Origin of the sequence: Phytoactinopolyspora limicola, assembly GCF_011320225.1 — a bacterium.
Classification (GTDB): domain Bacteria; phylum Actinomycetota; class Actinomycetes; order Jiangellales; family Jiangellaceae; genus Phytoactinopolyspora; species Phytoactinopolyspora limicola.
In genome coordinates this window covers 1-19,601 of record NZ_JAAOEN010000031.1, presented here as the reverse complement: position 1 = coordinate 19,601, position 19,601 = coordinate 1, and the positions used below count along the sequence as shown (strand labels likewise).

At 66.8% G+C, this 19,601-nt stretch carries 11 protein-coding genes and 1 other RNA gene; 7 read left to right on the top strand and 5 right to left on the bottom strand.

Annotated elements, in window-relative coordinates:
* Nucleotides 1–286 precede the first annotated feature (286 nt).
* From ftsE to smpB, 4 genes are all read left to right on the top strand, one after another.
* On the top strand, nt 287–976 hold the full coding sequence (ftsE, locus tag G8760_RS29295) for a cell division ATP-binding protein FtsE (RefSeq protein ID WP_166356359.1): 690 nt from the start codon (nt 287–289) through the stop codon (nt 974–976).
* Nucleotides 977–1,018: 42 nt separating this feature from the next.
* Entirely contained in the window at nt 1,019–1,921 is a 903-nt protein-coding gene (gene ftsX, locus G8760_RS29290; protein ID WP_166356358.1) for a permease-like cell division protein FtsX, read from the top strand.
* 149 nt (nt 1,922–2,070) lie between these two features.
* Complete coding sequence (locus tag G8760_RS29285; RefSeq protein ID WP_166356357.1) at nt 2,071–3,582, top strand: M23 family metallopeptidase; 1,512 nt, start codon at nt 2,071–2,073, stop codon at nt 3,580–3,582.
* 55 nt (nt 3,583–3,637) lie between these two features.
* Nucleotides 3,638–4,108 (top strand): SsrA-binding protein SmpB, encoded by a 471-nt coding sequence (gene smpB, locus G8760_RS29280; protein WP_166356356.1) that lies wholly within the window; start codon nt 3,638–3,640, stop codon nt 4,106–4,108.
* A gap of 21 nt (nt 4,109–4,129) precedes the next feature.
* On the opposite strand, the gene G8760_RS29275 is transcribed toward smpB, so the two are convergent.
* Nucleotides 4,130–6,127: an acyl-CoA dehydrogenase family protein gene (locus tag G8760_RS29275; RefSeq protein WP_166356355.1), complete on the bottom strand. Its 1,998-nt coding sequence runs from the start codon at nt 6,125–6,127 to the stop codon at nt 4,130–4,132.
* A gap of 228 nt (nt 6,128–6,355) precedes the next feature.
* Between G8760_RS29275 and ssrA the strand changes: the two genes are divergently transcribed.
* Nucleotides 6,356–6,727, top strand: a transfer-messenger RNA (tmRNA) gene (gene ssrA / locus G8760_RS29270).
* Nucleotides 6,728–6,799: 72 nt separating this feature from the next.
* Here ssrA and G8760_RS29265 read toward each other — a convergent pair.
* The 4 genes from G8760_RS29265 to G8760_RS29250 all read right to left on the bottom strand — a co-directional run bounded on the left by G8760_RS29265 (nt 6,800) and on the right by G8760_RS29250 (nt 15,192).
* Nucleotides 6,800–6,994: a helix-turn-helix domain-containing protein gene (locus G8760_RS29265; RefSeq protein ID WP_166356354.1), complete on the bottom strand. Its 195-nt coding sequence runs from the start codon at nt 6,992–6,994 to the stop codon at nt 6,800–6,802.
* A gap of 390 nt (nt 6,995–7,384) precedes the next feature.
* A complete protein-coding gene (locus G8760_RS30690; RefSeq protein WP_281355192.1) occupies nt 7,385–8,116 on the bottom strand; it encodes a helix-turn-helix domain-containing protein in 732 nt (243 codons plus the stop codon).
* A 24-nt stretch (nt 8,117–8,140) separates the two neighbouring features.
* Nucleotides 8,141–12,346 carry a hypothetical protein gene (locus G8760_RS29255; RefSeq protein WP_166356352.1) on the bottom strand — a complete coding sequence of 1,402 codons (4,206 nt, stop codon included), beginning with the start codon at nt 12,344–12,346 and terminating at the stop codon, nt 8,141–8,143.
* Nucleotides 12,343–15,192, bottom strand: coding sequence for a hypothetical protein (locus G8760_RS29250; protein ID WP_166356351.1), 2,850 nt, complete (start codon nt 15,190–15,192; stop codon nt 12,343–12,345). The genes G8760_RS29255 and G8760_RS29250 overlap by 4 nt, the downstream gene beginning before the upstream one ends.
* A 384-nt stretch (nt 15,193–15,576) precedes the next feature.
* On the opposite strand from G8760_RS29250, the gene G8760_RS29245 reads away from it, so the two are divergent.
* A complete protein-coding gene (locus G8760_RS29245) occupies nt 15,577–18,189 on the top strand; it encodes a helix-turn-helix transcriptional regulator (protein ID WP_166356350.1) in 2,613 nt (870 codons plus the stop codon).
* Nucleotides 18,190–18,301: 112 nt separating this feature from the next.
* The gene (locus G8760_RS29240; protein ID WP_166356349.1) at nt 18,302–19,423 is read left to right on the top strand and encodes a peptidoglycan-binding protein; all 1,122 of its coding nucleotides are present in this window, start codon (nt 18,302–18,304) and stop codon (nt 19,421–19,423) included.
* Nucleotides 19,424–19,601 lie beyond the last annotated feature (178 nt).

Sequence of the window (19,601 nt, the reverse complement as noted above, 5' to 3'; positions counted from 1 at the left end):
GATCTCCTGAAGGGCCGGGTGTCTCTTTTCGTAGAGGCACCCGGCCTCTTCGTGTGGTGTTTCACGCCGCCGGGCACCTGATGTGTCGCTTGTACGTTGAGGCGGATGTGTGCATGACCGAACGTGACGGGCCGTGTTCCGCGCGGCGTGTTCATATGATCAGGGCGCTGGCCGGACGGCGTGTCGTCGGCGGTGCCGTTGCGCCCGGGACGACGTACACTCGGGTGCGGCGCCCGCCTGCCGGCGGGGGCCAGGCTGAGACAACAACCATCGTCGGCGAGGCAACGTGATCCGATTCGACAACGTCACCAAGGTGTACCCGACCCAGTCCGGGCCGGCCTTGGACAGCTTGACCATGGAAGTGGAGCGGGGGGAGTTCGTCTTCCTCGTGGGCCCGTCCGGGTCGGGTAAGTCGACTTTCCTGCGGCTGGTGCTCAAGGAGGAGCGGCCCACGTCGGGTCGGATCCGGGTGGCGGGTAAAGACCTGCACCGGTTGTCCAACTGGAAGGTTCCCCACCTGCGTCGTCGGATCGGGACCGTCTTCCAGGACTTCCGGCTGCTGCCCAACAAGACGGTGTTCGAGAACGTCGCCTTCGCGCTTCAGGTGATTGGCAAATCGCGCCGGCAGATTCAGCGCGATGTTCCGGCGGTGCTGGACCTCGTCGGTCTGGACGGCAAGCAGGACCGGATGCCCGACCAACTGTCGGGTGGTGAACAGCAGCGTGTCGCGGTGGCTCGAGCCTTCGTGAACCGGCCGCTGATCCTGCTGGCTGACGAGCCGACGGGAAACCTCGACCCCGCCACGAGCGTTGGGATCATGAAGCTGCTGGACCGAATCAACCGAACGGGGACCACGGTGGCGATGGCGACACACGACCAATCGATCGTTGATCAGATGCGTAAGCGGGTCATCCAGCTGGAGCACGGCAAGTTGGTTCGAGACCAGTCCCGCGGCGTGTACGGCTACACGCGCTGACCTGCCCTCATCCGCCACTGACCCGTTACGGATACTAACGCGATGCGCTTCCAGTATGTCTTGTCCGAGATTGCCACCGGCCTTCGGCGCAACTTGACGATGACCGTCGCGGTCATCATCACCGTGTCTATCTCGATTGCGCTGTTCGGCACCGGCCTGCTGATTAGGGCCCAGTCCGAGGCCACCAAGGGCTACTGGTACGACAAAGTCGAGATCTCGGTGTTCATGTGCAACGAGTACTCCCGCGGGGGGAACTGCGGCGGCGGCGAGGTCACGGACAGCGAGCGGGAGCGGATCCAGGCGACGCTAGAAGACCACCGCGAGGTCGCGGAGGTCTTCTACGAGTCGCAAGAAGAGGCATACGAGCGGTTCACCGAGCCGCTGGACGACCCCGTTGCCGACGTTATCAACCCTGACCATCTACAAGAGGCGTTCCGCGTTGCGCTGGTGGATCCGGACGAGTACGACGGAGTGGTGTCGGCCGTCGCTGGGTTGCCAGGGGTGCAGAACGTCCATGATCAACGAGAAGTCTTAGGGCCACTGTTCCGACTTCTGGATTGGTTCCAGGTCGGAGCTATTGTCATTGCGGTGATCCAGGTGGTGGCAGCCACGTTGTTGATCGCCAACACGATTCGATTGGCGGCGTTCAGCCGGCGGCGTGAGACGGGCATTATGAGGCTGGTTGGTGCGTCGAACTTCTATATTCAACTGCCGTTCATCCTCGAGGCCGCGATCGCTGGGCTTATCGGGTCCATTTTGGGGTGCGCTGCGGTGTTTGCCCTGCAAGAGGTGGCTGTGTCGCGTCTGCTGGCGCCCAATTTCACGTTCACTGAGTGGGTGAGTCAGAGCGACGTGTGGATGATGGTGCCGTGGCTGTTGCTGACCGGTGTGATCATTTCGGCGTTCGCCTCATTCCTCACATTGCGGAGGTATCTGCGGGTCTGAGCTGCCCGCCAAAACCGGACAAAACGGCCCCTATTATTCGATGGTGGGGGTTCTGTCAGGCTGTCGCTTTCTACCCTTCTTCTTCCATGTCGGTGTGAATGATGTTACGGTCGTTCACGTCCGGTACGGAGGAGTCAAATGTGAATGGTGTGACTGACGGGGCCTCGTGGTACCGCCGAGGGGTAGCACTATTGCTGGCCTCGGTCCTGGCGCTCGCGCTGCTGAACCCTGCCTGGGCAGATAACCTCCGCGACCGTATTCGGGACGGTGAAGAGCAGCTTCAGGAGACCGAACGCGAACTGGGTGAGGTGGAGGACGAGCTCGCTCACTCCACCGAGGAACTGAACGATGCGACGAAGGCCTATGAGGCCGCCGTCAGCCAGTTGCCGGCTGCGGAAGAGGCGATGGCCAGCGCGGACGCAGCCCTCGACACGGCGAACCGCGAGGTCGAGATCGCTGAGGGTGAAGTGGCCGCGGCTCGAGCTGAAGACGCCAGGGCCGCTGAGCGGCTAGCCGTGGCTGAGGAGCGGGTCGATGATCAACTGATCCGAATCGCCGATGTCAACGAACGTATCGACGATCAACGGCAATCCATCAGCTTGATCGCGTCGCAGGCATACCAGCGGGGCGCCGGCGGAGAGCTCGCCAGTCTCGCTGTGGCGCTACGCGCTAGCGATATGCACGAGCTGGTGGCGACGGTGGAAGCAACCCGGGCAGTCGTGAACGCAGAAACGTCGATCTTGACGGACCTGCGTGATGATCGCGTCGAGCTCGCCAACGAACGCGTCGTTCTCGAAGACTTGCAGGCCGAAGCGGAAGTCCTTCGGCAGGAAGCGTTAGACCATCTAGACGAGACTGAGCGCGCCGAGGCGCGGGCTCGCGAGGTTCAGGCCGAAGCGAAGCAGGCCGCGCAGGCAGCTGCGGCAGCGAAGGCCGAGGTTGAAACACTGATCGACGCGCGGGAGAACGCACGGCGGGCGGCAGAGCGTGCACGCGAGGAGAACGAGCAACAATACGCGGCGTTGGAATCAGAGCGAGACAGCATCCAGGACGACATCGACCGGCTTGAGCGTGAGCATGCCGAACGGGAGCGGGAACGCGAACGCGAGCGGGAGCGGGAACGCGAACGCGAGCGGGAACGCGAACGCGAACGCGAGCGGGAGAACCAGGACAACGGCGGGAACAACGGCGGTGGTGGTGGCGGCGACAACGGCGGTGGTGGCGGCGGTGGCGGCGGGAATGATGGCGGTGGGAACGACGGCGGAAACTCGTCGAGTGCCCTACGGTTCCCGGTGACGCAGCCATATGTGACGTCCCCGTACGGCATGCGCACCCATCCGATCACCGGTGTGCGGAAGCTCCACGACGGCACGGACTTCCGTGCCTATTGTGGAACGCCGATCTACGCCTCGGCGGGCGGCACCGTCGAGTGGGCATCGTATCGGGGTGCTTATGGCAACCAGATCGCCGTCAACCATGGTGGCAAGGTGACCACCTACAGCCACCTGTCCCGGTTCGCTGTGGGGTCCGGGCAGCGGGTCTCCCAGGGCGATGTGGTGGGCTACTCGGGCACCACCGGTCTGTCCACGGCCTGCCACCTGCACTTCATGCTGTATGTGAACGGAACGCTCCGCAATCCCATGGACTACCTGGGACGTTGATGTTCGCGTCGATATTGGTTCGTCTCGGCGGCCGGTTTGATGAGATCCTGAGGGTATGGCACGTGAGCGCGGACGCACCCTGATATCGCAGAACCGGCGCGCCCGGCACGATTACCACATCGACGCCACATACGAGGCAGGGTTGGTCCTCAGCGGCACCGAGGTAAAGTCGCTGCGGGCTGGCAAGGCGACGTTGGCCGACGGTTATGCCGAGGTGCGCGATGGTGAGGTGTGGCTGCGCAACGTCCACATCCCGGAGTACACGTCGGGCACCTGGACCAACCATGAGCCACGCAGGTCTCGGAAGTTGTTGCTACGTAAAGACGAGATCAGCCGTCTGATCGGCAAGACGAAGGAGCAGGGGTTCACTCTCGTCCCTCTGTCGCTCTATTTCAAGGACGGCTACGCCAAGGTGGAGATCGCCCTGGCCCGAGGTAAGAAGTCGCACGATAAGAGGCACGCCATCGCGGAGCGGGAAGCCAAACGTGAGGCTGAGCGGGCGATGTCGCGCGCCCGCCGCCGCTGACGCTTGGCTATGCGCAGGTCATCACCCATCGCTGCGGGTGGAGGGCAGCATGCGGCGGGCCACGCTCTCCTTAGGTTCGGGTGCGGTGGCGATCCACGGCCCGGTTCCCTCGCTGACGTCGATGATGCCGGCTTCGAGCCAGGTGAGGTGGCCGTCCAGTACTGCGCGGGCCAGTGACTCGTCGACCGAGTCGGTGTTGTGCCACAAAGCGTGGAATAGGTGGTCGACCCGTAGGCGGGCCTGCCGACAGAAGACGTCCGCGAGTTGGGTGGCCCCCGCGGGTGGTTGTTCCTTGTTCGCTGCTGTGCCACCAGCCATGTAGTCACCCAGGTCGATCCCGTGTGGATCGGTGCGCAGCATCTGAGCCCGCACACAGGTGGCGGCCATGGCGAACAACTCGGCTCCGATGTCGACGACGCGGGCCAGGAAGCCCTGTTTCTTCTCCAACTTGGCCTGCCAGCGGGCCATCCCGTAGAAGGTTTGCCGAGCAAGCTTCCGGGAGGCTCGCTCCACGTACCGCAGGTGTGCCGCGAGCGGGCCGAACTCGCTATACGAGTTGGGCCGGTGTCCCGGTCCGGTGGCCAGTCGCGGAAGCCAGGTGGCGTAGAAGCCGGTGGCCTTGACGGCGGCTTTGGCTCTCCCGGTGAGGTCGACGTCTGGATCGATGATGTCTCCCGCGGCCTGCAGGTGTGCATCGACTGCCTCACGGGCGATCAGCAGATGCATGATCTCGCTCGAGCCCTCGAAGATGCGGTTGATGCGGACGTCGCGCAGGACCTGCTCGGCTGGTACGGCGCGTTCGCCACGAGCTCGGAGAGACGCGGCCGTCTCGTATCCGCGTCCGCCGCGGATCTGAACCAGCTCGTCGGCAACCCTCCATACGGTCTCGCTGCACCAGAGTTTTGCCAGTGCAGCCTCGATGCGAATGTCGCGCCGGCCCTGATCGGCCATATGTGCGGACAGCTCGACGACGGCATCCTGGGCGAACGCGGTTGCGGTGATGTATGAGATTTTGTGTGCGACGGCGGCGTGCCGGCCGACCGGCTTGCCCCACTGGACTCGCTCGGCCGACCATTCCCGCGCTATCTTCGCGCACCATTTACTAGCGGCGGCACACACCGCGGGAATGCCCAGCCGGCCGGTGTTGAGTGTGGTGAGGGCGATCTTCAAGCCTTGGCCTTCGCGGCCGAGCAGGTTCTCCGCCGGAACCCGTACCCGCTCGAACCGGGTGACACCGTTCTCGATACCGCGCAGGCCCATGAACTCGTTGCGGTTCTCAACGGTGATACCTGGAGAATCAGCTTCGACGATGAAGGCGGTGATGCCGCCTGGCGAATCGCCGTGTTCGGGGACGCGCGCCATGACGACCAGCAGTTCGGCCACGACACCGTTGGTAGTCCAGAGCTTGACGCCGTCGAGTTCGTAGGCGCGGCCGTCGTCGACCGGAGTTGCGGTGGTCCCGAGACGGGCCGGGTCGGAGCCGACGTCGGGCTCGGTGAGTAGGAACGCGCTGATGGCGCCGCGTGCGCACCGAGGCAGGTAGGCGTTCTTCTGCTCGTCGGTGCCGAAGTAGCGTAGCGGTTCTGGTACGCCGATGGACTGGTGAGCGGAGAGCAGCGCGCCAAGTGCGGGGTGGGTGCTGGTGGCCAACATGAGGGCGTGGTTGTACGCCACCTGAGTCAGGCCGAGTCCACCGTACTCTTGCGGGATCTTCACCCCGAACGTGCCGATTCGGGCGAGTGCCTTGATGGATTCGTCGGGGATCCGTGCCTCGCGTTCGATGATCTCGGCGTCGATCTCGGTAGTGCACACCGCGTGCAGCTGTTGGAGAAACGTGGTAGCTCGTTCGGTGTCTTCGGTGGACAGCGTCGGATGTGGATGGATGAGATCGAGACGCAACCGGCCAAGGTAGAGCTCTTTCGCGAACGACGGTTGGCGCCATTCGGTTTCGCGGGCGGCTTCGGCCACCTCGCGGGCTTGTCGTTCGTCTACGTTTCCGGTGGGGTGGGGCGTCGACATCGCGCACCTTCCGGGATAGAGAGAAGGAGATCTACCTCAATTGTTACTACCCGGTAGGCAATGATGAAACCTCTTCCCTCCCATGATCATGAACACTTTGCCGGGCTATCACCCGGCAAAGTGTTCATGATCATGGGAGGGGGAATGTCGCTCGCGGGTGGGGTGTTGAACCGTGTAGCCTGGTGACGCCTCGCCAGACGCGTGACGGCAGGCATTAATAACTCAACAGGGGGTGAACGGTTTCGACTTCGCACGTTGAACCAAGGGAAGCGGGCCGAGGATGTCGCGTCATCTCGTAAACGATCGCGGCAACGTTATAAGTGCCAACGAAAAGCGCACTGACTTCGCCCTTGCCGCCTGAGGCACGGGAATAGAAGTCTGTCGACCCGGGAGTGCTTCCGGCCCGGTGCTCGGCATCATTGAGGAAGCTCCACTCATCGGCACGGCCACGGGGCCGGTGGGGACACTTACGTGGCTGGGCTCGTCACGGTGACTCGCCTGCGTGATCACCGGAGCCAAGTAGAGGCATAGCAGGCTGCGCCCGGAGAAGCTTTGGAGAGGCGTCGAAGGACCCGGGTTCGATTCCCGGCACCTCCACCATCGATAAGGCGGCTGGTCAGCGACGTGCTGGCTGGCCGCTTCGTCGTTCTGCAACCACTCCACGACCATGCTTCACTTCACCGCCTCGAGTACACGGTGAACGGTGCCGACTGAGGCGTCTACCTCGTCGGCGATTGCGCGGATGGGCATGCCCTTCGCTCGAAGCTCGACAGTGCGGGCGTCCCGGGCCGTCGTGTCGACCCGCCGAGCGGGGCGGCCCTTCACGTCGAGGCCGACGATCTTCTCAGGCCTCTCTGGCGTGTTCATCTGTGAACTGTCCCATCGAACGCGTGCCGAACCTGGATACCTAAATACGCTGTTGCCCTAAGCCGGCACCTGCCCTCCAGCCGTCCCGTCAGGCCCTGGCTGGGTTATGCGGAGGCTGACGCGGCTACGATCCGGTCCAGGCCAGACCGGGGAGCCGCGCCACCCTCGAGTATCAACTCTCGTCTACGTTCCGGCGATTCCAGCGACGCTTCTTCCCGACGTTCCGAACGACCGGCCACGGACAGCGTCACCGTTGCCCTTGTGCATCTTGCAGAGTGCGCAGCCTTGCCACTGACGGTGTGGCGAGTGAGCCATGACGTACCTCCGGGATCAATCTCCGTCTGGGTGGGGAGGGCATCCTCGGGAGTCCGCCAGCGGTGTATGTGAACATCAGCTTACCGTGAGGCGCTCGTCGCCGGACCGGGCCACGATCTCGATCTCGCCGCCTAGTGCCTCGACGCAGGCTCTCCCGGTGCCGATCTCGGACCGGTCGAGTTCGCCATGTTCGATGCGGGACACCCGCGACTGGGAGATCCCGAGCTGCTGAGAGACCTCGGTCTGGTTCAGCCCATACGCCTCGCGGATCTCAGCCAGCCGGTGCGCCCGGACCTCGGCGAGCAGTTCCCGTCGGAGCTCCAGGCGGACGATCTCACCCTGCAACTCCCACAGCGTGTTCTGCACGTCGGTCAACCCTCCCACCGCGTCCATCCGCGCTGGCGGATGCATCACCGACCCGGCCTCGAACGTGTGCCCCAGCCCGAACGCATGCCCGAACTCGTGCAGCTCAACACCCGCCGATCCGAAGGGTGCATCTGCTACCTCACCTGCCCATGAGGGGCACGCAACGGTTGACGACGATCGATCACTCTTGTACGCCAGAGGGCTCGCTGGCGACTGGCTCGGCTCGACACGGCCGAGCTGTCCATGGACGGCGAGTCTGGCGTCGTGGTGTGCCCCGGGGTTCCTACCGGCGTCGGACCGAGGGAGATCGTGGCCCAGGAAGACGAGGTGGGGCAGTGGCGCGCGAACTCGGCAGCAGCACCACCATGTGCTCGACGTTCCAAATTGCCGTTCTCGCACACGAGAACTCCACTCTGGACCAGTTGCGGAGAAGCGGGCCATCAGAAACGCAGCATTGCTGGCATATCACCCTGCCCTGGCCACGGCTCGCCGCAACGGAATCACCTCGGCGAAAGTAACCCGGCCTCGGGTGCCTTCCGGGTGTTGGAACACGCGCGGCCCGTGCGCGAAGTCCTCCTCCAGGACGAGCAGCCGGAACTCGCCCGGTGGGTCGGTTGGGTCGAACGGTAGGGTCAGCCGCGCGACCAACGCTCCGGGCAGCGCGTCGGGAGCGTTGAGCATCGCCTGCTCGAACAGGTCCTCCCAGGCAAGCAGTTCGTCACCGCCGGTGCGGACCCGTCGCTGCGCCACCACCCGGGCCGCGCTGGGCGCTCCGCCGGGCAGCTCCTGCATAACCCAGTTCGGGGCTTCTGCGGTACCCAGGTTTACGGGCTGGAAGGCCGTGTCGTAGCTCTGGCCGGACAACGACACGGTGACGCTGTTCGTATCCTCGGTATGGCGCAGTTCCCGGTCCGGCAGCACCTGTATGGGGTCCAGCGTGATCACCGGGGAGACCCGGAACTCGTCGGCTGCCCACGACGAGCCGCGGATCGACGTCGGCTGGTGGCGAGCCAGGGCCAGCCGTGCGAACGGGAAGTAGAGATCGGGCACGTCCACCCGAAGGTCGGTGTACCAGGCCTGCTGGTCCGGGTCCCAGCTGATCCCGCGGTCCGACACCCCGATGGTGCGCCTGATACCGCTCGCCTCGGCGATCCGCATCTCGGTGAGCCGGACCTTCGCCCAGGCAGCGGGAAAACCGCCGAGATCATGCGGCCTGACTCCGCCGAAGATCGGTAGTTGTCGCGCGGGGTCCGGGCCGACGAGCGTGGACACCTGGTAACCGTCGGCGAGCAGCGGGTGAGCCGGCTGGGCGTCCCAGGCCGCGACGATGGCGGGCAGTTCCCCCTCGCCGGAGACGAACCACGGGCGGGCCAACCAGACTCGCAGCCAGCCGCCCTGGCGCCGGACTAGCCCGTCCGCACGGTCGCGGACCACCAGGGGCATTACTTCGAGCACGGTCGGCGCCGGGGGTTGCCGAGTGCTCGGCACGTCGATCGTCACCGGCTGGGACGCGACAGTCAGCCGACTGGCGCGGGCCGAGGCGTCCGCTGCGGCTTCAGCCGGTCCGAACTCGGGACCGAAGAACTCGGCGAACCGGCTGGTGGCAATGGCGGTCAGCCGCAACGTGACGTGCGCCGTTGTGTCGAGGTCCAGGGTGGCTCCAGCCGGATCGATCGGGTCTTCGCCCATGTCGTCCCCAAGGTTCCCCAGCACGACAGTGCCAGGGCCGTCGTCGACGAAGACCGCCACGTTGAACGGACCGGTGACGGCGACCGGCGGCACCAGCAGCGGACGTCCCATAGTGGTGGCAACCGGTGTCATGGCCGGTCCCCACCGGATGGCCTCCGGCGCGGGCGACGCCACAGGCGACGGGAGTTGTATCGGCTCGTCGCGGGGCACCGCCCACTCGGCTACCAGCTCGACCGTTCCGGTCGTCGGCCCATGCACGGTCCAGGGCACCATCACCCGGATGTGGGTGTCCTCGGGCGACCGTTCAAGCAACCGAGCCGAGTCCGCGGGCTGTGGAACCTGCCTTGGCCGCTGGGTGGCATGGACGAGCTCGAACGGCTTGTCTGGGGTGACCATGCCATGCCGGTGCCGGGCCAGCCGCTCTTTGGCGATCTCCAACGCCGCCACGTCGAGCCGCTGCCGCCACACGGCAGGAAGGGCCATAACCGTCTCGTCGGTCAGTACGCTGGACACCGCCCCGATGGCCCGCCCACCCGGCGGCAGGAACGCGGTGACCACGCCGCGATGCTCGTCCACGTCGGGACGGCGGATCTCGTCGATGTCGAGCGCCTCCAGCCGGAGCCGGATCGGCCCCGGCCCGGCCGGAGACTCCGGCCAGCGCACGACCAGCACATCATCGGCGGCCATCCCGGGCAGGCCGGAGAAACAGGCACCGGCCGACGCGGGGTCGGCGAGCCAGGGCAGCTCCGTGGCGTCGGGGTGTAGGACACCGGATTCGCGAGCCGCCCGCCGGTAGGCCGCCGCCCGGTCGGCCGCCGAGCCATGGGCGCCGATCGCGTCGTCGAAGGCTCCGTGCCACTCGGCCAGCTGGACCGAACACTCCGGGGCGAAGAACAGCCGCTCGTCCACCCCGGGTTCGGGGCCGAAGGTGTCATCGCCCTCGTCCAGGCCGCTGCGGACCACCAGCCGGCGCTCGGTCTCGCCGATCCGCGGTGGCGCTTTGTCGGCGGGCACGGCGAAGGCTGGAACCGGCGGTGGCACCCGCTCGAATCGACGGAAGACTACCTCGTCGGTGACCGCTCCACGGGCGTCCTCGCTGACCGCCTCGTCCGCCTGCTCGACGGTGAGCGCGTTGCCGGCTAGGTCGACCGACCGCAGCCGCATCCGATACGAGCGCCCGAATCTGAGTTTGGGTAGTGAACCTGGCAGCACCGCGGTGTCGATCCCCAGGCCGGTAGAGGTCAGCGGGTCGTTCTGTGGCCGGCCGATGATCGACGTACCGGCTTCGGTGCGATGTACCTCGTCGGCGTCGAAGGGATCGGCGCTCACCACTGCGCCGGGTCGCGGGGCCGCGAGGCTCCACCCGTCCCAGGTGACGAGCGACTCGTCGACCGAGATCAGGTCGCCGGGATCCAATGTCTCGCCAGGAGCCAACGGCCGGCCGGTGAACGACCCGGTGAACGAGCCCTCGTCGGTCACCGACCCGAGGACGGTGCCGTCGGCGGTCCTATACCGGACCTGGCGGGCATGCAGCGGGTACCACTTTCCGGTGGTCTGGTCGAGCACGTCGAGGCGGAATCCGCGCCGTACGTCGTCGGCATCCAGGGAGTCTTCGACCGCGGGGTCGTCGGCGAGCAGGCGTAGCTCGTTCGTGTGTTCGGCCCTGTCGATCAGCCGATCCGCGGCGCCACTCTCGACCAGTCGGAGCCCGGCGGTTCGCAGCGGCGGCAACTCCCGTGGCGGGGCGGCCGACTCGGCGCCGGTCACCTCCTCGGCAGCCCGTTCCAGCAGCTGGGCGGCGGCACCTTCGATGTCGAGCTGGATGACATGGTACTGGCCAAGATCTTCCAGTCCAGGTGGCGTGGTGGCATCGCTGGCCGAGGTGGCCGAGAAGCCGTTCGGCGCCCTCGTGGTGAACTTCACCCACGGATTCCGGTCGGCGTGCTCGACAGTTCCCGAGCCGCCGGCCGGACGGCTCACGACCACCCGGATCTGGCCAGATGGAGGTAGACGAACCGGGATCTCGAGGTCGAGCACCAGACCGAGAGAGCGCAACAGGGCCGGGTGGTCACCGAGCGCGGCCACAATCCGGTGTAGGTCGTAGCTGTCGATGAGCGCAGCCGTCCGTTCCTCCGCGGTCTCCTCCGGCATTGCGACATCTTCCGGCTGCCAGGTGAGCCGCATGGAGTCGGCGAACCGGGCCATCTCCAGGGCGCGTTGACTGGGCATCGACAAGTCTTCGCCCAGCGGGACCTCCACTCGGCGACCGGACACGAAGGCGGCGCGAGTCAGGAGGTTCGCGCCGCCCGTGCCGGCGCCGAAGAGCCAGGAGTTGTCTGGCTGTGCCACTGCTTGGTAGACGGGTGGGATCAGGTTGCGCAATGACCACTGGTCGACCAGGCCCCTCTCCTCGCCCACCCATTCCCGCCCCGGGATGTTCTCCTCACCGATCACGCCCGGGACCCCGGTCTCCCCGGGGATGCCCTGGTCTGGCTGGGAGCCAGACCACTCTGGTATCCAGTGGTCTGGTTCCCAGTAAGCCGGGTCGAAGTGGTCGATCATCGGCGGTTCGAGGAGCGCCGCCGAGGAGTACCCTGTCTCGATCACGTCGAGAACATCGATCGCCGCGTATTGCACGACGGTGTTGATGGTTGGATCGTCTGGCACGAAGGGCTCGACAGCCGTGTGCGGTGGAAACAACCGCCGCCACAGTTGGGAGTTGGGTCCTGGTCCGACGCGGGTGGCCGGGACCGCGGCGGCTCCGTCGATTTCGACCGACAGCTCCATCCCGGCCAGCGCGTCCGGCCAGTCGACCAGGTCGGTGAGTTCCTCCAGTCGCAATATCCGCGTCGGCTCGCCGACCAGTGTCACCTGAGGAGCGACGAACACCGACAACCGGCACCTGTTCGGCCTGTCGCCGGCCAGCGGTGGTGCGATTCCGGCCGGCAGGGCTACCCAGTCGAACGACTCGCGAATGCTCATACGATCGCTCCTCCGCCGAAGGGGTCACCGGGTAAGGCCGGGATAACCGACCCGGCATAGGCCAAGCAGTACTCGTCCCAGTCGTCGTCGGCGAAGCATTCGGCGAAGCTGGGGTCGGCGGCCGAACCGAGGAACTGGCGGGTGACCGTCAGAGTGACCGATTTGCTGAAGAACAGCACTTTGACCCCGACGGTGACGCTGGCCGTGCCTGACAGCATCGCGTGCTTGCTGCCGCCGACCGTGACTTCCTTGCAGGCCAGCGCCAGTCGGAATTCGACGAAGATGCTGACGATGCCCAGCACGGTGAGGTGACCGGAGGCCCGGACGTAGGCCACGAACTCCAGAGACTGCGTGCCGCCTTCCTGCCTCAGGCCGAAGTAGACCCCGGCCATGACGCTGACGCCGCCGCTGGCGACGACGATGTCCAGACTCATGCTGCCACCGAACTCGATGGCCGCCTCCAGTCGGCGCAACCCGGCCGGGGTGACCTCCAGGGAGAGGTAGCCCCCACCACCGAACATCGACACCGTGCACTGGAACGGCCGCTCCCGCCTGGCCACGTCGAGGGTGAAGCTCAGCGGCCCGTCGGACAGCGGGACCCGCAGGAAGGCGTCGATGGAGAGGTTCGACAGCTGCATGACTCCGACCGCGAGGGTGGGGACCGCGAGCTGGAATCCGGCCGTGACGCCCTTCTCGTCGACATCGATCCGGGCACCCGAACCGCCGGTGAGCCCGGCGAGGCGGCGCGCGATCTCCCCCAGGAACTCGAACGCACCCAGAAAGTCGACCGCGATGTCGTCGAGGTCGACGCTGGTCTTGCCGCCCGCGTCGGTGACAAAGCGGATCTTCGCGAACCGCAGCCGGACGGCCTTCGCCAACTCGAACCGGACGCCGGTGACCGTGCCCTTCGAGGTAGCGGTGACGCCGTTCGGACCGGAGCGAGTGATGGTGGCGTCGAGGACGAGTGCGGCGCCGGAGTCGACGAAGATGCCGGACTCGGGGATGGAGCGGGTCAGCTTGGCCTCGAAGTGGTAGGTCAGTGTCTCGGCTCCGGGTTTGCCCGACCGGGACAGCTGCGGCACCGACGGCAGCCCCTCGATTTTCGGGAACGAATCCGCGTCGAGCAGTTTCAGCAGGTCGATGGTGCCGAGCAGCTTTGGCAGCGGGAAGGCCGCGGCGAGCTGCTCCGGGGTGGGCGGCTGGCCGGTGAGAGCGGCGGCGACAGCTCCGCGTTCGGCGGTGATGAGGTCGACGACGCCGCCCGGGTTGCCGAGCCCGCCGATGCTGGCGGTCGGCAGCTTCAGCTCCAGCGCGGGGATGCTCAGCATGGCACCGAGCGGATTGGCGATCCGGTCCAGGCCCTTGGCCAGGAAGGTCGGGTGCAGGCTGGCCGGGACGACCGGCGCCTTCTGAGTCAGCCCGGCCAAGGCGTCGACCTCCACCTCCAAGTAGCTGAGCCGCGGCAGCACCGGCCGGGATGTCGCCGGCATCACGCCCAAGTGAGCCGTCGTCACCGTGATGCTGGTGGATCCGGGTGGTCGGCCGGACTCCGGTGCGAGAGCCACCGGGGTCGGGTTGAGGCGGGCAGGTGTCCCGGACGCCGGGACGAACGGGGCCAGATCGGAGGTTGGCCGTCCGTCGGGGATGAACGACAACGGCATCCGCAACTGGACCGCTCGTCCGGCGTGGTCGACGCCGGTGAGGTCGAACAGGATAGGGGTACCGCCCAGGGTCAGCTGACGGGCGGCGTCGGCTTCGCCGGTCAGGTCGACGGCGGTGCGATCAACGTCGATCCGCAGGGAGGTGAAGGGGATCTCGCGGCCGTCGTGCTCGTACTCGCCGGCGTGTGCGGTCAGGTTCAGCACCGGCTCGGTCACGGCGATCTCGGCCCTGGCCCAGAGGGTTGCCTGGGTGGTGACCGGACCCGGCTTCAGGTCCGAACCGGCGATCTGCGCCGCCGTGATGTCGCGGCTCGTGTAGCGGGTGACGACCGCCCGGTGGCCGCTGGACAGCCACCCCCAGGTCGCATGCCGGATGAACACATCTCGGCCGAGGCTGGTGCGGTGCTCATATGTCATGGCCGTAGGATTGCCGCTTCCGTCGGTGGGCGGGACTGGCCCGAAGAAGGAGGCAGTGCCACCGAGTGGGGTGGCGGTGAGGTCGCGGGCGAGGAAGCGGGCCTGGAAGAACGGGAACGGGTGGGCGATCGTCACGCCTGCCGGCTCGACCGTGATGCCCGCCTGTCGCATGAGGTCGCGACCCCGCTGATGGTCGTGGCCCTCCGTGCTGGCGAGAACCGCGTCGAGCCGGTGTGGCACAGCGGCGTTCATGCCCCGGCCGGCCGGGAACACCTCACCATGGCCGACAGCGGGCCGGATCCGCCACAACGGGTGTCGTGAGCCGGCCGGATCGGGCGTGGGGGGAAGCGCCCAGTCGACGTCGAGGGTGCCGAACCAAAGGTTGACCAGGACGTCGTACTGGTTGCCACCGGGATTGGTGTCGAATGAGGTCAGGGCCTCGAACAGCCCGGCCGGTCCGGCACCGATCTCCACTCTGGACATGCCGTCGGGAATCGTCCACTCGAACCGTGCGCCACCACCGGCCAGCAGTGGAACGACGAACGCTGGCCGCTCGGTGAAACCCACCTCGTCGAAGAGCCGGTGGAGCGAAGCCTGAATGGCCGGTTCCATGTAGTGCTGCGGCGGGAGCCGGACGATCACCGCGGCCGGAGCGTCGGTGGTGACTCGCACCAGGGCGGATCCATCGTGGGCGAGGACGAGGTTCTCGAACTGGACGCTGGCGACGAGGAGGTCGTTGGGTCGTACCAGCCGGATTTGATCGGCCATCGGTTGGTCCTCTCCTCCGGCTCGGGTGTCCCGGTCAGCTCGTCCGTAGACTCGACGGCCGCGTCCCGAAGCGTCTGCCGCAGAACAGGACGCAGCGAAGCGAGCGTCGCGTGACGTGGCCATTCGGTCATCCCCTCATGCCCGGGACACCTAGCATGATCACGGCCGGCGCGTATGGGGTTGAGTAGTGGACTACGCGAATCACGTGACCCGGGCCGATGGCAGGTCACGTTGCGTCTCGGGGTCACGGTGTGCGGGTCGCTCAGCACGGAGCCGGCGATGAGTGCCTGGTCTCGGTCACCGGCTCCGGGGAGACCGAGACCGCCGCTCTCGCCGGGTGAGCGACTCCTTGTGACCGTCGTGGTGACAGCATCAGAATGAGCTATGGACTGGCCGTTCGTGGGGCGAACAAAACTGCTGAGTTCGATTCTGCAAACCTTCCGCGAACGCAGCCATCCGGGCGTGCTGCTGGTTGGAGCGGCTGGGGTCGGCAAGACCAGGCTCGCCCACGAGGCCGCGTCGGTATGGCAGCGGCTCGGCGGGACCGTCACGTGGCTCGCGGCCAGCGAGGCGCTCCGGGACCGCCCGTTCGGCGTGTTCACCGGCTCCCTGCGCCCCGTTGGGGGAGACGCCTTGGCCAGCATGGACCGGCTGGCCACAGCCGTACGCAAGGCCGGGCTGCGTCCAGTCCTGGTCGTCGACGACGTGCCGAGGACCGACTACCTGACCGCGGTACTCATCGCCCGCATGATCAGGGAGCCAACCGTCGGGGTACTCCTGACCGCCCGCGGTGGCGAGTCGCTGCCGCTCCCGCTCGACGCCCTGTGGCTTGAGGGCACGCTCCACCGCATCGATGTCGGTGGGCTGAACGAGTCGGAGTTCGAGACGTTCGTCCGGGCGGCGCTCGGCGGCCCGGTCGAGACCTCCGGGCTGGCCCGACTGCGAAAGGTCAGTGAAGGTAACGCTCTCTACGCGCGGCTGACGATCGAGGGCGACCATGACGCTGGCCGGCTAGTACAGGCTCACGGCACCTGGCGGTGGCGCGAGCCATCGAAGTTGTCCGCTGCGCTCGCCGACGTGCTCGACCGCCGGATCGGCGAGGCACTCGGGACCGGTGAGTGGTTGCGCGACGCTGCGGACGTCCTCGCGCTCGCCGAGCCTCTTGAGGTGGGCGTCTTGTCGGCGCTGGCCGGCGCGCGGACCGTGGAGCGCCTGGAGGACCTTGGGATGGTCCAGGTCGATACCACTGACGGCACCACCTGGTGCCGTACCGCACATCCCCTGGTCGGCGAGCTGCTGCGGACCCAGATGGGCTCTCTGCGGATGCGTCGGCTCAGCGGCGACCTGGTGGACGCGGTCCAGCGCACGGCGGCGCCGGTGGATCCCGGACGTCTGTTGGGGTTCATTCTCGACGCCGGGCGGCCGGTCGACCCGCGGATGGCGCAGGAGGCGGCCTCCGCAGCGCTCAACCGGCTCGATCTCGCAGGGGGCATCCGGTTTGCCCGAGCGGCGATCGACGCCGGTGCAGGCTTCGGCGCACATCTTGACCTTGTCTTCGCGCTGTCCTGGTCCAACTGCGGTGAGGAGGCGGCGGCATGGGCAGACGACCTGCTTGAGGCGTCGTCTTCGCCCATGGAACGCGTCTTCGCCGCGCAGGTGCTGGCGGGTAACGCCTTTTTCGTTCTCGGTGAGCCGAAGGCCGCCCTCCGGCTGCTCGAAGAGCAGCTGGCCCTCGTGGGTGACGACGACGCGGCGACGCGCGAGTTACAAGCGATGCAGGCGTGGTTCGAAACCTTCATGGCCCGTCCGGGCCGGGGCTTGGAGCTGGCCCGCGAGGCGTCGAGGGGAATGCCGCTCGGTGCGATCGGCGCGACCTCGGCGCTGGCCGCCGAGACGTACGCCGGAGCCCTACGCGCCGACGTCGATCCCGCCGACCCCGCGTTCGGGCTCCAGGACGAGGTCTCCACCCCCGCGCTCAGCTCGCTCCAGTTCGCGATCTTGGAAGGGCAGCTGTACGCGGTGAACGTGGCCGGCGACCTCACGTCCGCCGACCGGGTGCTGGCGCTCATCCCGGCTGGCGTCCACCTCGATCTCTCCTTCTTTGGAGACATCAGCCGAGCCCTGCGCGGCTTCACCCAGTTCTTCCGCGGGGACGTGACGACCGCCGCCTCCACACTGCAGGAGACCGCCGCCTCCCTCCGGGCCTATGACCGGACCGGCTGGGCGTTCCTCGCCGCCCTGCATCTCACCCAGGCACTCGCGTTGGCCGGCCGGGCAACGGACGCGCGGACCGCGTGGGACCAGTGCCTGGCGCTTCAGCACCCCGGCTTCGTCTACCGCGGGCCCGACGTGATGCTGACCGACGCGTGGGTCGCCGCCGCCGGCGGGGAGATCTCCCGCGCCATCGACGTGGCCCGAGAGGCGGCACAGAGGGCCGCCACCACCGGCATGTACGGGCCCGAGACGCTGTGCCTGCACGCGGCCGTTCGGCTGGGCGATTCCACGGCGGCGAGCCGCCTTTCCGAGCTTGCCGCCGCCACCATGGGACCACGAGCTCCGCTGGCCGCACGGCATGCACGTGCCCTCGCGGACCGTGACGCCGTCGCTCTGCAGGCAGTCTCACGCGAGTTCTACCGTCGCCAGGACCTCGCGGCCGCGCTCGACGCCGAGGTACACGCGCTCATCATTCTGCGTTCCGACGGGTTGTCCGGGGCTGCGCTGACCAGCCAGAGCCGCCTCTCCGCGATCACCGCCGCCACCGGCCTGCGGACGCCGACGCTCACATCGACGCGGTTCGGCGCCGTGCTAAGCCGCCGCGAATACGAGGTGGTTGCCCTGGCCGCCCGTGGTCTGACGAACCGCGACATCGCCGGCCGGCTGGTGCTGTCAGTACGCACTGTCGAGGGTCATGTCTACCGGGCAGCGCAGAAACTGGGCGTATCGCACCGCCGCGAGTTTGCCGCTCTTCTCGGGCGACCGGACACGACGAACGCGTAGTCGACTACCTGGCCCGGGCTGCGGCGGCAGGGTTAACGTTGGCGCCGCCGGACAGACCGGCCGGGCGAGCCGCCGTCCTTCGGCCACCGCCGTCAGCTAAGGAGCAGATGAATTGCTCACATCGCAACTGCTCGGCAGCAGCGCCGATCTGCAGTCGGTGTCCACTGGGGTGCGCCGGATAGCGCCCCCGGAGACCTCGGATGCCGTAGGACTCGTCCAGGCAGCACTCGTCGCAACCGGCTACTCGATGCCTACCACCGACATCGACGGTATCCTCACCGTCGGCGGAGAGACGGCGGCGGCGATCGTCAGCTACAAGACCGATCATGGGCTCGCACCAACCGATCCGGTCGTGGGCGTAGGCACGTCGCGGGCGCTGGACGCGGAGATCGCCTTCCTTGAAGACGCCACACTTTCGGTAGCGCCGACGAAGGCAGGGGTTCTCGCACTCGATCCATACAAGGCCGGCCTGGTTGAGATCGGCTTCGCGGATACAAGCATCGGTGACAAGGTACTGGATCTCTTCGAGTTGGGGGATCGCATCTGCTTCCGGCTCTCGATGGAACTGGGTGCGGTGATCGCACAGTGGTTCGGCGAAACCATCGTCGAACCCCTGGTGTTCAAGGACTTCAAGGACGTCATGGCACCGTCGGGTCCCCACGACTTTTTCGACGATTCGAAGGGACCGTCGCATTACACGAGATTTCTCAGCGCCCAGCACCCGGGACTGTCTTCGGCTCAGGTGGCACAGCTCGGCCGCAGCCGTCGCCCCGACATGATGCGCCACGACGGGGCGAACTCCGAGTGGTACGAGATCAAGCCGGCCAGCGTGAGCGGGGCGCGCGACGCAACGCTAAAACTCCTCAGTATCTTGCGTGACTACTCCGCGGTAGGGCTCCCCTACAATCCGGGCCGCAAGTACACGCCCACCCGCGAGTTTCCGCTCCTGCCGATGGTCGGCCCGGGTGGGGAACGCATCCAACCGGTGCTCGAGTTGCGTCGCCCAGTGCGTGGGCTCATCTTTTGGACGTTGTGCATCAAAGGTGACTACGTCGAATTCTTCAACAGAGCCCGACTCGTCGCTGGCCTGCTGGCCATCATGATCGCGCTGGCCGAGGCCACTGTGGCGGCCGCGGGCGTCGCCGGCGCAGCAGAAGCAGCCACCGCTGTCATCGCAGCGATGAGAGCGCTTGCCGCAGCCGCCGGCGTCGCGGTACCGGTGCTGTCGCACTAGGTGACCTATTCCCCTAACCCCGGTGATCGTTGCCGGTTTCACGTCGCTATACAGCCTGTTGCTTTTTGCATTGGTGCTGGTCGGCGTGTCGTGGTGCCTGGTGGGTGGTGCTTTGGCATGGTTCGGCGTTATGGCGAAGGGGTACCGGCGTGTGGATCGTGAGCAGGCGTTTTTGTTG